Source organism: Pseudorhodoplanes sp. (assembly GCF_035565855.1).
In the GTDB taxonomy this organism is placed as follows: domain Bacteria; phylum Pseudomonadota; class Alphaproteobacteria; order Rhizobiales; family Xanthobacteraceae; genus Pseudorhodoplanes.
In genome coordinates, this window is the sequence record NZ_DATMRX010000320.1 from 15,858 (window position 1) to 29,384 (window position 13,527).

Here is a 13,527-nt window from a genome sequence, read left to right on the forward strand (position 1 = left end):
GGACGAAGCCCCCACCCCGATCTCCTTCGCTCCGCTCAGTCGATCGACCCTCCCCCGCAAGCGGGGAGGGATAAGAAGCAGCGCTACGCCGCGATCTTCACGTATTCGAAGTCGCCAGGCTTGTTGTCGATGCCGACCTTGGGCGGCGAAATCCAGCCGGCGAACTTGCCCGGCTCCGTCACCGGCTTCATCAGCGCCTCGATGAAATCGCCATCCGCCCTCGACGGCAGATAGCGGTCGCGCTGCTTCTGCCATTCGGCATCGCTCAGGATCACGCCCGTCGGCGTCGCATGCACATCCTTGAACTCACCGACATGGCGGTGGAAGGCGACATGCGGCAATTCCAGGCGGAAATTCACGCCGGTCTTTTCGATCACCTTGTTCCAGCGATCGACGCCCTTGGCACAGTCGGCGGTGTAATCGTCGCGCAGGCGCATGTTGAGCGCGGTCAGCGCCGGCTCGTCGACGCGCTTGATTTCACCGTTCACCAGCTTGAGCACCGGATAGGTGTCGTTGGTCAGGCGGTGATCGTCCTGGATGCGGGTCTCCTGATAGCGCCCCTTGATGCCGGAATTGTACGCGTTCGCGGCATTGGTCGAAACTTCGGAGCCGAACAGGTCGAGCGACAGCGAATAGTGCAGGTTGAGCTTCTTCTGGATCGTCGGTAGGTCGATCACGCCGAGCTTGCGGACCTTTTCGATCTCGTTCGGATCCTCGATACCGGCCGCCTTCATCGCCTCGCAGGTTCGCTGCACGGTGCGCGAGATGCCGGTCTCGCCGACGAACATGTGGTGCGCTTCCTCGGTCAGCATGAAGCGGCAGGTACGCGACAGCGGATCGAAGCCGGACTGCGCGAGGCTCTCAAGCTGCATCTTGCCGTCGCGATCGGTGAAGAACGTGAACATGAAGAAGGACAGCCAGTCCGGCGTCGCCTCGTTGAAGGCGCCGAGCATGCGCGGCGCTTCTTCGGAGCCGGAGCGGCGGCGCAGCAAATCATCGGCTTCTTCGCGGCCGTCGCGGCCGAAATACTTGTGCAGCAGATAGACCATCGCCCAGAGGTGACGGCCTTCCTCGACATTGACCTGGAACAGGTTGCGCATGTCATAGAGCGAGGGTGCGGTCTTGCCGAGATGCCGCTGCTGTTCGACAGAAGCCGGCTCGGTGTCACCCTGGATCACGATCAGGCGTCGCAGCAGCGCGCGATGTTCGCCCGGTACTTCCTGCCATGCGGGCTCGCCGAGATGCTGCCCGAAATTGACCTTGCGGCCTTCTTCAGCCGGAGCAAGGAGCACGCCCCAGCGATATTCCGGCATCCGCACATAATCGAACTTCGCCCAGCCCTTCGGATCGACCGACACGGCAGTGCGCAGATACACGAGCGATTGCTGGAAGCCCTCGGGCCCCATGTCCTGCCACCAGTCGAGATAGCCCGGATGCCACGTCTCGAGTGCTTTCAGAACGCGCGCGTCCTCGGTGAGACCCACGTTATTGGGGATGCGAGTCGAGTAATCGACATTCATGATATTCATGGGACGCTCCTCTGATCTCTTGTCTAAACGCGCCGCGTATCGAACACCGCCTTCTGGCCGGTGCCGTAGCGGCGCAGCGCACCCTCCTCACCGACCGCATTCGGGCGCTGGAAGATCCAGTTCTGCCAGGCGGTCAGGCGCGCAAAGATTTTCGATTCCATCGTCTCGGGGCCGCCGAAACGCAGATTGGCTTCGAGGCCGGTCAGTCCATCGGGCGAGAAACTCGCGCGCTCTTCGAGGAAGATGCGGATTTCATCGTCCCAATCGATGTCGTCATAGGCGAAGGTGACAAGACCGAGTTTCTCCGCCTCCTCGGCATCCAGCATCTCGCCGACCTTTGCTTTCGCCGCATCGAGCGAGGCGCTGTCGTCGAGGAAGCGGCTCTCCAGACGGCTGATGCCGTTTGGCATCGGATAGGCGCCGAAATTGGCTTCGCTCAACGCGATCGCGGCCGGTGGACGGTTGCCGCCGTTGAGTTGGCCGATCAGCATGTAGGAGCGGTCGCAGGCGAAGGCGATTTCCGCGAGCGTGCCGGCAAAGCAGGAGCCCGGCTCGATGATGGCGACAAGCGAGCGCGAGGTGAGATCGACGCGCTTGAGCACGCGCTTCCAGTAATGCCGGATTTCGCGCGCCAGCCAGTTCGACTGGTTCGCGGCAAGGAAGGCATCATAGGCCAGCACCTGCGCCGGATCGCCTTCGGACTTGAAGACGATGACGGCGATGTCGCCCTCATTGGTGCGAATGTCGAGGATGGCGTCGTCCAGCTCGCGCGCAAGCCTCAGCGGCCAGAAGTCGGCGCCGAGTTTCTGCATCTCGTCGGTGCTGGCCGGCGGCGGCAGGTCCGGTCCGCGCAGCGTGATGGTGGCGATCCGGGCGGCGCGATCGATCGCGACGGTCACAGACTGGTACTCGCAGGTGTCGCCGGACCAGGTTTTCTTCAGGGGGGTCAGAACAATGCCGCTCACGCCAGACGGTCTGTCAGACGTGGCCGCAAATTCCCGTGCTCTGTTGCCGACGATCTCCTCCAACTTCGGCGCCGCCACCACTTCATCGACGAGCCGCCAGTCCACCGCGCGCTTGCCCTTCACGCCTTCTTCCGTCGTGCAGAAGACGTCCGCATGATCGCGGCGCACTTTTCGCTTGTCGGTGACGCGGGTTAGCCCCCCGGTGCCGGGAAGCACTGCAAGCAAAGGCAATTCAGGGAGAGAAACCGCCGACGAGCCGTCATCGACGAGAATGATGTGGTCCGCCGCGAGCGCCAATTCGTAGCCGCCGCCGGCACAGGAGCCGGTCACGACGCAGATCGTCTTCTGGCCGGAATTCTCGCTGGAATCCTCGATACCGTTGCGGGTCTCGTTGGTGAACTTGCAGAAATTGACCTTGTCCGCGTGGGTCGATCCCGCGAGCATCCGGATATTGGCGCCGGCGCAGAACACGCGCGGCTTGCCGGAGCGCAGGAGGATCACCTTCACGTCCGGATGTTCGAAGCGCAGGCGCTGCAACGCATCGGCAAGCTCGATGTCGACCCCGAGATCGTACGAATTCAGCTTGAGCTGGTAGCCCTCAAAGAGCCCACCATTTTCGTCGACGTCCATGGCGAGCGTAGCGACGTCGCCGTCGACGGAGAGTTTCCAGTGCTTGTAGCGCGACGGGTCGGTCTCAAAACCGATACGAGTCAAGCCGTTAGCGAGCTTTCGGGCGTTTTCGGCCATCCCTTTGACCCCGGTTCGAGGCTTGTTTTGAATGACATGCACTATAGTGCATGTCGACCCCGAGTCCAGCGGAAACTTAGTGCCGCTCCGAACAGGGCCGCGCCGGGAGAACCGTCCCCACCCGGTCCTTTTCCACCGCTGCTAACCCGGCTTATGCGGCGGACGCCGCCGCCTCATGGCCCTGAAGGATGCGGGTCACGAAATCCGACACATGCCGCAGCGTCACTTCGGGCGCCTCGCGCGCCGGATTGTGCTTCACGCCCGGCAAGAGCGCGACATCGACCGGGCAGTAGCACTCCTCCTGCGCGATCTCGATCTGCCGGACGGTACCGTATTGGTCGTCCTCGCCCTGCACGATCAGGATCGGCACGCGGATATAGGCGAGCTCTTCTGAAATATCCCATTGCCGGAAATCGTTGCCGAGCCAGACATCGGCCCAGCCGCGAAACGCGTTGTCGACATCCGCATGGTATTTCTGCAGGCGGGCGCGCAAATCGCCGTTGTCGTAAGCGTCGTGCGCCTGCGCGATCGATTCCGCGGTCACATCCTCGCAAATGAAATGCGGCGCGATCAGCACAAGGCCGCGCACGCGATGATCCTGGTGGCTGCCGGCATAGATCGCGGCAATCGAAGCGCCATCGCTATGCCCGACTAGGATGCCGCGCTGAAAGCCGATCGCGTCCAGCAATCGCGGCAGCGACTCCCGCGCCTCGTCATGCATGTAGTGGAGCGGCCGCGGCAAGGTGGCTTTCGACGACTTGCCATACCCCTTGCGCGAATAGACGAACACGCCGCAGCCCGTGGCGGCCGCGAGCCTGTCGGGAAAATCGCCCCACATCCCGACGCAGCCGAGGCCCTCATGCAGCATGACAAGCGTGGGCGCCTGATCCGGGCGCGGCCCGATCATGCGATATTCCAAGCTTTCCGGGCCCAAATCGAGCATGCCCTGATCGGCGAGCCCACTCACTTGATCCACTCCTGTACCAGTTGCAAAACCCCTTCGGCGCTTTGCTCGACCGTAAGCCCCGATGTATCGAGTTGCGCCTCCGCCTGCGCATAATCCTGGGAGCGCGCCTCAAGGATTGCGACGAGATCGGCCATCGCCTCCCGGTTTTCGGACATCGGACGCAGATCGCCCTGCGCCATCACGCGACTCATATGTTCCTGCGGCGTTGCCTTGACCCACACCGTGTGGGCGCGGCGCAGCAGCAATGCGTAGGTGTCCGGTGACGATACGATGCCGCCCGCTGTCGCAATCACCACCTTGTCGTGATCCGCGATAACCTTCTCAAGCGACGCGCGTTCATAGCGGCGGAAGGTGGAGACGCCGGACATCTCGATCAGCATCGAAATGTTGGCGCCGTATTCCTGTTCGACCACACGGTTGAGTTCGACGAACGGATAGCCGAGCCACTCCGCCAGGATTTTGCCGAGCGTCGACTTGCCCGCGCCGCGCAATCCGACAAGCGCAATGCGGTGCGCGCGTTCGGCTTTCGCGCTCTGCACGATGCGTTGCTCGATCAGTTCCTCGAGCGCGGGCCATTCCGATGGCGCAAGCCGGTTCAACAGGTCGATGATGCGGTTGAGCCGCTCGTGACGCTCGTTGAGCGGCAGGAGTTCGGTGATCGGACTTTCCAGCGCATCGGCAACCGCCTTCAGGACGGTGAGCGAAGGGTTGCCGTAGCCGCCTTCGATCTGAGCGAGATAGCGCTCGGAGATGCCGGAATCCGTGGCCAATTGCCGGCGGGTGATGCCACGCCGCGCCCGGCCACGGCGCACCAGACGCCCGACCTCCTCGGTAAAGGCCATGCTCGTAGAACTGCCGTTGCTCGGCTCCTGAGCGGCCTTCTCGCGGCGTCTTTCCTGGGTTTCGGACAAATGGTCACCCGGCTTGTTTGACATGCACAATAGTGCATGCTGGGCGAGACGCAACGGGCTCCCGGATGGAAAATCCTTCTGCCGCGGGCCGCCAGCCGCTACTGAGTTGCACCCTGATTGCTTTAAACCGGGCGTGCTGAACCTGGCGATCCGGAGGACTTGCGTGACCGTCACCATCTACCACAACCCGGCCTGTGGAACCTCGCGCAACACGCTCGCGCTGATCCGCGAACGCGGCATCGAGCCGGTGGTCATCGAATATCTGAAGAACCCGCCGACGCGCGCGCGGCTGGTCGCCCTGCTGCGCAAGATGAAGATCACGCCGCGCCAGCTTTTGCGCGAACGTGGCACGCCCTATGCGGAACTCGGGCTCGCCGATCCGAAATGGAGCGACGACGAACTGATCGACGTCATGCTCAAGCATCCTATCCTGATCAACCGGCCCATCGTCGAAACACCGAAAGGTGCGCGGCTGTGCCGGCCGGCGGAGAAGGTGCTGGAGATTCTGCCGGGTTAACCCCAGCGGGCGCTCTACAGCGCGACCTCAAGGTCCGCGGCCACGAGACCTTTATCCTTGGCAAGTTTCGTCACAATCGCCGCAACCGTGTCGAGTGTTGGCGTTGCGATACCGGCGCTGCGCGCGAAGGCGAGCGGCGCCAGCACGATCTCGGCGATCTCCATCGGCCGGCCCTGCTCGTAATCCTGCAGGATCGATGCCTTGTGATCGAGCAGCCGCTTGAGCATCCGGTCTGGATCGATATCAAGCGGATAGCCATGCGCGGCGGCGATCGAAAGACCCTCGCGCATGATGCGGCGGTAGATTTCGGACATTGCCTTGTCCTTGCGCGCACCGTCGGAGGGGCTGCGGGTGGCGAGGCCGAGGGCCGATCCGCTCATGTTGTTGACGAGCTTGGTCCACACCGCGGCGCGAATATCTCCCGGATCGGGTGACAGGATGCCGGAATCCTCCAAGGCCTCGCGCAAGTTTGACAGCGCGGCGACTTGCGCCGGCGAAGAAGCGGCGATCGCCGCAATCTCCAGCCGGTTATGCGTCGGCGAATTGTTCTTGATGACGCCCGGCGATTCGACCTCGTTGGCGGAATAGATGATGCCACCGATCACCTGATCGCCGCGCATCGCGGCAAGAAAGGGCCTGGCCAATTCGAAGACCGGAATCGCCGGCGGCTTTGGATGCGTGTCCGGCAGTCCGATCGGATACCACCACGTCATGCCGTTTTGCGGAAAGACCACCTGCGTGTCGCGGCCGACGAGCGGGCCGATATGCGGCGCGATGCCGGGCAAGGCTGTCGCCTTGGCGGCGACGATCACCACATCCTGTTCGCCGAAATCGGCCGGCGTGTCGCTTGCCGCGACATTCCCGGAAAGCGTCCCCTCACCCGTCTTCAGTTGCAGGCCGTTCTCGCGGATCGCCGCAAGATGCGACCCGCGCGCGATGACCGAAACCTGATGACCGGCCAGAGCGAGCCGGACCGCGAAATGACCTCCGCTCGCGCCGGCGCCGTAGATGCAGACTCGCACGTTCAGTTCTCTATTGTTTTTCGATCTTCGCGGTCTCGATCGCCGCTTTCCAGAATGTGAGTTCTTCCGCGATCAGCCGGTCGAAATCGTCCGGCCCCTGCGGCACCGGGACCATGCCAAGCGCCAGCATCTTGTCCCGGATGTCAGGAGTCGCGAGCGCATCGGAGACGATCTTCGCAAGCTTCTCCCGGATGTCCTTTCGTGTGCCGCCCGGCGCGAAGAAGCCGACCCAGGCCGTGGTTTCGACGCCCGGCACCGTCTCGCCAATGGTCGGCAGATCCGGCATCGCCGCGTAACGCTTGCGTTCGGCCAGCGCAACGAGCCGCAATTGACCGGATTTCACCAGCGGCATGACCGAAGGCAAGGTAGCGAAGGTCATGTCGATATGACCACCGACGAGGTTCTGAACCGCGGGCGCGCCACCCTGGAACGGCACATGGGTGAGGGAAATGCCGGCCTTGGCGTTCAGAAGTGCGCCCGCGATCTGATGGGCGGAGCCGACGCCAGCGCTTCCGAAGCTGAGCTGACCCGGCTTTTCCTTCGCAAGCCGGATGAGATCGTCGACGGTGCGGATCGGAGAATCGTTGCGAACAACCAGCGCCAGATAGGTTTCGGTGAGCAGCGAAATGCCGGCCAGTGCCTGCAACGGATCGAACGGATAATTCTTCTGCAAGGCAGGCGCCATCACCACCGGCGCATTGACCGTCATGAGCAGTGTGTAACCGTCTGGCTGCGCGCGCGCCGCCGCGACCGTCCCGGTGACGCCGCCTGCGCCGCCGCGATTTTCGATCACCACCGATTGGCCGAGCGCTTCGCTGAGTCTCGGCTGAAGAATGCGGGCCGTGGCATCCGAAAGCGCACCCGCCGGAAACGGCACGATGATGGTCACCGTGCGCGTCGGATAATCCTGCGCGCGCAAGGGCAGTACGCCGCAGACGATGACGACAGCCACCGCCAGCAGCCGCGATCCGAGGCCTCTCATGACACCCCTCTCCGAGCGCCCTGAGCTGGGCCGGGCGCGCCCTAGTCTTTTAGCGCCTGGGCCAGCGTGCGCGGAACCCTGATCTTCATCTCCAGAGCCATTTGGCCGAACGCCTTGCCCTGCGGATCGATGCGACGCGAAGCCATGCCGCCACCGCCCAGCGCGTCTTCGAGAAGGAAATTGAACGCGTTCAGCCCCGGCGCTTCGTAGCGCGTGACCTTGCCATGCACGAGGCCATCGAAATGCGCGGCGATTTTTTCTTCCGTCACCTCGCGACGGAGCAGCGGCACAAATTTCGGATCGCGCGCGATGATCGCGATGTTCGAGGCGTTGCCCTTGTCGCCGGATCGCGCGACAGCAAGCGCATGCAGCGAAACCTCGGTGCTGGCGTCGTCGGACACGGGCTCCGCGGGCGGGACCTTGGCGACGGCCGGCGCGACATAGCCGCCCTGCGCCGGCACATCGACGCTGAACGGCGCCCCGTCCGCGACCTGCACCTTCGGTGCATCGAGTGCGGCCTTGTCGACGAAGAAGGTGAACAACCGCACCACCGGTGTCGGCTTCGGGCGGCCGGAGAAGATGCCGGTTGTCCCTTGCGCAAAGCTGATGCCGACCGAACCGAGTTCGCGCGCGAAGATGTCGATCGCCTCGCGATCTGAATGTTCAACCACGAGCCGCAGCAGCACTTCTCGGGTCTGCAGCGGCGTCGCCTTCGGTCCGTAAGCGGATTCGGAGCCGAGCACTTCGGTATGCGTCGCGGTGAAATCGGGAAGCTGGCGCTGGCGGAACAACATCCGCGCGCGAGCGAGCAGCGCCTCCGCGGTCCGCTCGGCCTTCGCAACGGCACCCGGCCCGACGATGGAGACCGCCGCAACGCCGCGCCAGCCATCCTGATAGGTCGCGGAGACCTTGTATTGCGCGGTCGGCGGATAGCCCTTTGCGCCGGACACGCGCACGCGATTATCGCCGACCTGTTCCAGCGCAACTTGCGTGAAATCGGCGACAACATCGGGAAGAATGTAGGCGGCCGGATCGCCGACCTCGTACAGCACCTGCTCCGCAACCGAGGCGGTCACGATCAACCCGCCGGTATTGTCCGGCTTCGACAGAACGAAGCTGCCGTCGCCTTTGCAGGAGGCGATCGGGTAGCCGATATTCTCCCAGCCCGGCACCTTGTCCCAGTCGGTGTGCACGCCGCCGGTCGATTGCGGTCCGCATTCGAGGATATGGCCTACGAGACTGCCCGCGGCGAGCCGGTCGTAATCGTGCGGCTGCCAGCCGAATTCATGCATCAGGATGCCGAGCGCGAGCGCCGAATCCGCGCAGCGCCCGGTGATGACGACATCGGCGCCGCGATCAAGCGCGGCCGCGATCGGCAGCGCGCCGAGATAGGCATTGGCGGTGAGAAGCTTCGCCGGCAAGGGCTCGCCGGTGGATGCTTCGCGCACGGTGGCGCGCAGCCGGTCGAGATAGGGCAGCACGTCGTCGCCTTCGACCACCGCAACCTTGAGCGACAACCCAAGTTCGGCGCAGACCGCTTCCAGCGCGCGCTTGGCGCCTTGCGGGTTCACGCCGCCGCCGTTGCTCACGACCTTGATGCCGCGCTTGGCGATCTCGGGCAGCGAGCGCTTCAGGTAGGCAACGAAGTCGGGCGGGAAACCGGCATTCGGATCCTTCATGCGGGCGCGCGCCAGAAGCGACATCGTCACTTCGGCGAGATAATCCATCATCAGATAATGGACATCGGCCGTCAGCAATTGCGGGATCGCCATCGGGCTGTCGCCCCAGGCCCCCGAAGCCCCGCCGATATTGATGACCTTCTCGGCCACGCGCCGCTCCGCCTCAGTACGATTTCGGCAGGCCGAGCTCGCGCTCGGCGATGAAGTTCAGCACCATCTCGCGCGACACCGGCGCAAGGCGCATCACCACCGCCTCGCGGAAATAGCGCTCGACATGGAATTCTGCCGCATAGCCCATGCCGCCATGGGTGCGGACGGCCTGGTCCGCGGCCTTGAAGGCGGCATCGGCGGCAAGATATTTCGCCGCATTGGCCTGCGCGCCGCAGGGCTGGCCGGAATCGTAAAGCTCGGCGGCATGCAGCGTCAGCAATTCGGCCGCCAGCAATTCCGACCAGTTTTCCGCCAGCGGATGCTGGATCGACTGGTTCTGTCCGATAGGACGACCGAACACGACGCGCTCGCCGGCATATTTCACCGCCTTTTCCAGGCAGCGGCGGCCGATGCCGACGCACTCGGCGGCATTCAGGACGCGCTCCGGATTGAGACTGTCGAGGATATAACGGAAGCCCTTGCCGTCCTCGCCGATGCGATGCTCGACCGGCACTTCCAGGCCATCATAGAAGGTCTGATTCGAATTGACCGCGTGCCGTCCCATCTTCAGGATTTCGCGCACCTCGATCTTCGAGCGATCAAAGTCCGTGTAGAACAGCGTCAGTCCGTCGGTCGGCTTCTTGCACTCTTCGATCGGCACGGTGCGCGCGAGCAGCACGATCTTGTTGGCCTGCTGCGCGGTCGAGGTCCAGATCTTCTTGCCGTTAACGATGTAGCGGTCGCCCTTCAGCACCGCTTTCGTCTTTATCTTGGATGTGTCGAGGCCCGCATCCGGCTCGGTCACGCCGAAACAGGTGCGCGCCTTGCCGCTTATGATGTCCGGCAGCCAGGCCTTCTTCTGCGCATCGGTGCCGTGCTTGACGATGGAATGCAGGCCGAAAATGTTGATGTGGATGGTCGAGCAGGCCGCGAACGCGCCGGCCGAATGCGCCACCTCCTGCATCATGATCGCGGCTTCGGTGACGCCGAGGCCCGCGCCGCCGTATTCCTCCGGCATCGCGATGCCGAGCCAGCCGCCATCGGCGATGGCTTTGGCGAATTCGAACGGGAAGGAATGCGTCTTGTCTTTCTCGAGCCAGTAATCGTCGTCGAACCGGTCGCAGATCGCGCGGATGGCGTCGCGGATTTCGCGCCGTTCCGGCGTGTTGCAGAGCGCGTCGAAGGTCTTCACTGGCATCAGCTCCCGATGCTGGCTTTGGTCTTTGCTTTGGATATCGTGATGCGCTTGCGTGCGCGGCCGGGCAGGATTTCGTCGGTATGTTCGCCGAGATTGGGTGCAAGGCAGCGGATCGTCGCCGGAGTCTTCGAAAATTTCACCGGGAAGCGCGCGACCTTCACCTTGCCCTCGGTCGGATGCTCCATCTCCGAGAACATCTTCACCGCCTTCAGGTGCGGGTCCTCGAACAGATCCTCCAGCTTGTTGACCGGATGGGCCGGAATGTCGGCCGCGCGCAATGCCGCGATCCATTCCGCCGTCGTCTTCTGGGGCAGATTTTCCTTGAGATAATGCCCCATGTCCTCGGCATATTGCGTGCGGGATTCCTGCGTCCTGAAACGCGGGTCGGTGTCGAGCAGCGCAGGCTGCCCCGTCATCTCTGTGAAGGCGCGCCAGTGCTTGTCGGTATAGACCACGAGGGCCAGATAGCCGTCCTTCGTCGGGTAAGGACCACGCACGCGCGAGAGAAGCCGCTTGTAGCCCATCGGTCCGAGCGGCGGCACGAACTCCCCGCCGCCCATGTGATCGGCGAGCACGAATTGCGCCATCGTCTCCAGCATCGGCACTTCGATCTCCTGGCCTTCGCCGGTCCGTGCCTTGTGATGCAGTGCGCTGATGATGGAGATCGCGAGATAAAGGCCGACGACGCGATCGCAGATATTGACCGGCGCATAACGAGGCGCGCCGTCGATCGTCCAGAACAGTCCGGCAATGCCGCTCGCCGCCTGGGTGAGATCGTCATAGACCGCCTGGCCGGCATTCGGCCCATCGGAGCCATAACCGACCGCGAGGCAATAAACGATATCGGGCTTCACGGCCTTGATCGATTCATAGCCAAGCCCCAGCCGCGCCATCGCTTGCGGACGCATGTTGGACACGAACACATCCGCGGTGGGCAGCAGCGACAGCAGCGCTTCGCGGTCCTCGGCATCCTTCAGATCGAGGACGATGCTGCGCTTGTTACGGTTGGCGTTGAGATAAAGCGGACCCATGCCGTCGGTGCGGTTCGGCCCGACCCAGCGCATCGAGTCGCCACCCGTGGACTCCACTTTGATGACATCGGCGCCGAGATCGCCGAGGATCTGGGTGGCCGACGGCCCCATCACCACCGTCGTCAGATCGATGACGCGGATGCCGGATAACGGTCCGGTTCGGACATCGGGTGCGGGCGCTCCGGACGAATTCACCCGGCTTCTCCGTTTCGCTGTGGCGAATTATATATCGCCTTGTCGAATTTTCTTGTATGAGCGCGTGTGGGCGGAGTCAACCGAGGCCCGCAGACGGCGTGACCACAACAGAAATGGCGCTAACCACCGTCGCCCAAGGTCGTGCAGGCCTCACGGACAAGCCTGATGGCTTGGTCGAGCTTGCTGCCCATGCGCGAGGTCGGCCCCGCCGCCGTGACGATGTAGTGCGCGCCCTGCCAGCGGAACAGCGAGGAGACCGTTGTCGCATCGTCGAAGCTTTCCGCCAGATTGAGGAAGTAGCCGCGCCGCTTCGACAATGCGATGTCTTCGCGCAACGCGTCCTTGGACTGGATCGTCTTGGCCGTCATCGGATCGAGCTTGGCGGTCCGCAGATAATCTTCGAATTTTTCCGGTGTCAGGCTGCCGAGAAAGGCCTTGCCCGCGGACGTCGCGTGCAGGCTGCGGACCTCCTGTCCTACGCCAACGATGAACCGCAGCGGATGGCTAGGCTCGAAGACCAGGAGATAGGTCGCTGTATTCTTTCCGGCCTTGGCGAGCGAAACGGATTCATCGATCGTATCGCGCAATCGGCGCAGCAACACCTCGGCCCGCAACAGGATCGGATCGTGCTCGGAGATTGTCTTCGCGAGCTCCAACAGCCGCACCGTCGGATAGAAGCCCGACCGCGGACCGATTTCGTAGATATAACCGCGCGCAACGAGAGCCCGCAAAACGTCATGACAGCTCGATGCCGGAATGGCGAGCAGCCGCGAGATATCCGACAGCGACAGCGGGCGGCGCTCTGCAGCAAACAATTCGATGAAATCGAGCGTCCGCTCGACGATCTTGGACATGCTTGTACGGTCCCCGGAAGCCCGCCGCGCATGCATACAATGGATGACGGCGAATGCCAAAGCCGACGATTGACGCTGCCCCGGCGGCTGATAGACCAAACGTCATGACCGGCGCCCGTAAACAGATTTCCTATATCGGCGGCTATATCGATCCTGGATTCGATCGCACGATCGAGGCCTGCGCCGATCTCTGCCTCGTGCGGATCGACAAGTCCCAACCCTTCGACGTCCTGCACAACACGCTCGCGGCCTCGCACGCGATCCAGATCGATTCCGCGCGCCTCGACATTCCCGAGCATCTGCGCATCTCACGGGCATTCCTCGCACAATGCCCGCAGATCCTCGTCGTTTCGGCAAGCGGCGCCGGATACGACGCGATCGATGTCGCGGCCTGCACCGAGGCCGGCGTCGTTGCCGTCAATCAGACAGGCGGCAACCGCGAGGCGGTCGGCGAACATACGCTGGCGATGATGCTGTCGCTGACGAAACGCATCGGCGAAACCGACAAGGCGCTGCGAGCTGGTGGTGTCGTCGACCGCATCGCCTATATGGGCGACGACCTTTACGGCAAGACGGTGGGCATCGTCGGCTTCGGCAATACCGGCACGCGCGTCGCCGAGCTGTGCAGCGGCCTGTTCGCCTTGACCGTGCTGGCCTATGACCCTTATGTCGGCGAGAATGCGATGACGGCGCGCGGCGCGCGCAAGGTCGAACTCGACGCGTTGCTGCAAGCCGCGGATTTCGTGTCGCTGCATTGTCCGCTCACCGACGAGACCACTG

At 63.3% G+C, this 13,527-nt stretch carries 12 protein-coding genes; 2 read left to right on the plus strand and 10 right to left on the minus strand.

The features are described 5' to 3' along the window. Window positions 1-83 precede the first annotated feature (83 nt). The 4 genes from boxB to VN004_RS18255 all read right to left on the minus strand — a co-directional run bounded on the left by boxB (window position 84) and on the right by VN004_RS18255 (window position 5,296). The gene (gene boxB, locus VN004_RS18240; RefSeq protein WP_325613056.1) at window positions 84-1,529 is read right to left on the minus strand and encodes a benzoyl-CoA 2,3-epoxidase subunit BoxB; all 1,446 of its coding nucleotides are present in this window, start codon (window positions 1,527-1,529) and stop codon (window positions 84-86) included. A 23-nt stretch (window positions 1,530-1,552) separates the two neighbouring features. Beyond that, complete coding sequence (boxC, locus tag VN004_RS18245) at window positions 1,553-3,241, minus strand: 2,3-epoxybenzoyl-CoA dihydrolase (protein WP_325613058.1); 1,689 nt, start codon at window positions 3,239-3,241, stop codon at window positions 1,553-1,555. 151 nt (window positions 3,242-3,392) lie between these two features. Then, on the minus strand, window positions 3,393-4,208 hold the full coding sequence (locus VN004_RS18250) for an alpha/beta hydrolase (RefSeq protein WP_325613060.1): 816 nt from the start codon (window positions 4,206-4,208) through the stop codon (window positions 3,393-3,395). Then, complete coding sequence (locus VN004_RS18255; RefSeq protein WP_325613062.1) at window positions 4,205-5,296, minus strand: helix-turn-helix transcriptional regulator; 1,092 nt, start codon at window positions 5,294-5,296, stop codon at window positions 4,205-4,207. The genes VN004_RS18250 and VN004_RS18255 overlap by 4 nt, the downstream gene beginning before the upstream one ends. Here VN004_RS18255 and arsC point away from each other — a divergent pair. After that, entirely contained in the window at window positions 5,283-5,636 is a 354-nt protein-coding gene (arsC, locus tag VN004_RS18260; RefSeq protein WP_325613064.1) for an arsenate reductase (glutaredoxin), read from the plus strand. The genes VN004_RS18255 and arsC overlap by 14 nt on opposite strands. A gap of 14 nt (window positions 5,637-5,650) precedes the next feature. Here the strand turns inward: arsC and VN004_RS18265 are convergent, their stop codons facing one another. From VN004_RS18265 to VN004_RS18290, 6 genes are all read right to left on the minus strand, one after another. Next, window positions 5,651-6,658 carry a 2-dehydropantoate 2-reductase gene (locus tag VN004_RS18265; RefSeq protein ID WP_325613066.1) on the minus strand — a complete coding sequence of 336 codons (1,008 nt, stop codon included), beginning with the start codon at window positions 6,656-6,658 and terminating at the stop codon, window positions 5,651-5,653. 10 nt (window positions 6,659-6,668) lie between these two features. Beyond that, window positions 6,669-7,640 (minus strand): tripartite tricarboxylate transporter substrate binding protein, encoded by a 972-nt coding sequence (locus VN004_RS18270; protein WP_325613069.1) that lies wholly within the window; start codon window positions 7,638-7,640, stop codon window positions 6,669-6,671. Between the two features lie 41 nt (window positions 7,641-7,681). Next, complete coding sequence (locus tag VN004_RS18275; RefSeq protein WP_325613071.1) at window positions 7,682-9,469, minus strand: acyclic terpene utilization AtuA family protein; 1,788 nt, start codon at window positions 9,467-9,469, stop codon at window positions 7,682-7,684. 13 nt (window positions 9,470-9,482) lie between these two features. Then, a complete protein-coding gene (locus tag VN004_RS18280) occupies window positions 9,483-10,667 on the minus strand; it encodes an acyl-CoA dehydrogenase family protein (protein ID WP_325613073.1) in 1,185 nt (394 codons plus the stop codon). Beyond that, window positions 10,667-11,893, minus strand: a complete 1,227-nt coding sequence (locus VN004_RS18285) for a CoA transferase (protein WP_325613075.1) — start codon at window positions 11,891-11,893, stop codon at window positions 10,667-10,669. The genes VN004_RS18280 and VN004_RS18285 overlap by 1 nt, the downstream gene beginning before the upstream one ends. 119 nt (window positions 11,894-12,012) lie before the next feature. Next, the gene (locus VN004_RS18290) at window positions 12,013-12,747 is read right to left on the minus strand and encodes an IclR family transcriptional regulator (protein ID WP_325613077.1); all 735 of its coding nucleotides are present in this window, start codon (window positions 12,745-12,747) and stop codon (window positions 12,013-12,015) included. Window positions 12,748-12,851: 104 nt separating this feature from the next. Between VN004_RS18290 and VN004_RS18295 the strand changes: the two genes are divergently transcribed. Continuing rightward, a partial coding sequence (locus tag VN004_RS18295) for an NAD(P)-dependent oxidoreductase (protein ID WP_325613080.1) occupies window positions 12,852-13,527 on the plus strand: 676 nt, incomplete at its 3' end.

Excerpts from the sequence above, each read along its gene's own strand:
- boxB (WP_325613056.1), bottom strand. The coding sequence starts at position 1,529 with ATGAATATCATGAATGTCGATTACTCGACTCGCATCCCCAATAACGTG.
- boxC (WP_325613058.1), bottom strand. The coding sequence starts at position 3,241 with ATGGCCGAAAACGCCCGAAAGCTCGCTAACGGCTTGACTCGTATCGGT.
- VN004_RS18255 (WP_325613062.1), bottom strand. The coding sequence starts at position 5,296 with ATGGTGACGGTCACGCAAGTCCTCCGGATCGCCAGGTTCAGCACGCCC.
- VN004_RS18270 (WP_325613069.1), bottom strand. The coding sequence starts at position 7,640 with ATGAGAGGCCTCGGATCGCGGCTGCTGGCGGTGGCTGTCGTCATCGTC.
- VN004_RS18280 (WP_325613073.1), bottom strand. The coding sequence starts at position 10,667 with ATGCCAGTGAAGACCTTCGACGCGCTCTGCAACACGCCGGAACGGCGC.
- VN004_RS18290 (WP_325613077.1), bottom strand. The coding sequence starts at position 12,747 with ATGTCCAAGATCGTCGAGCGGACGCTCGATTTCATCGAATTGTTTGCT.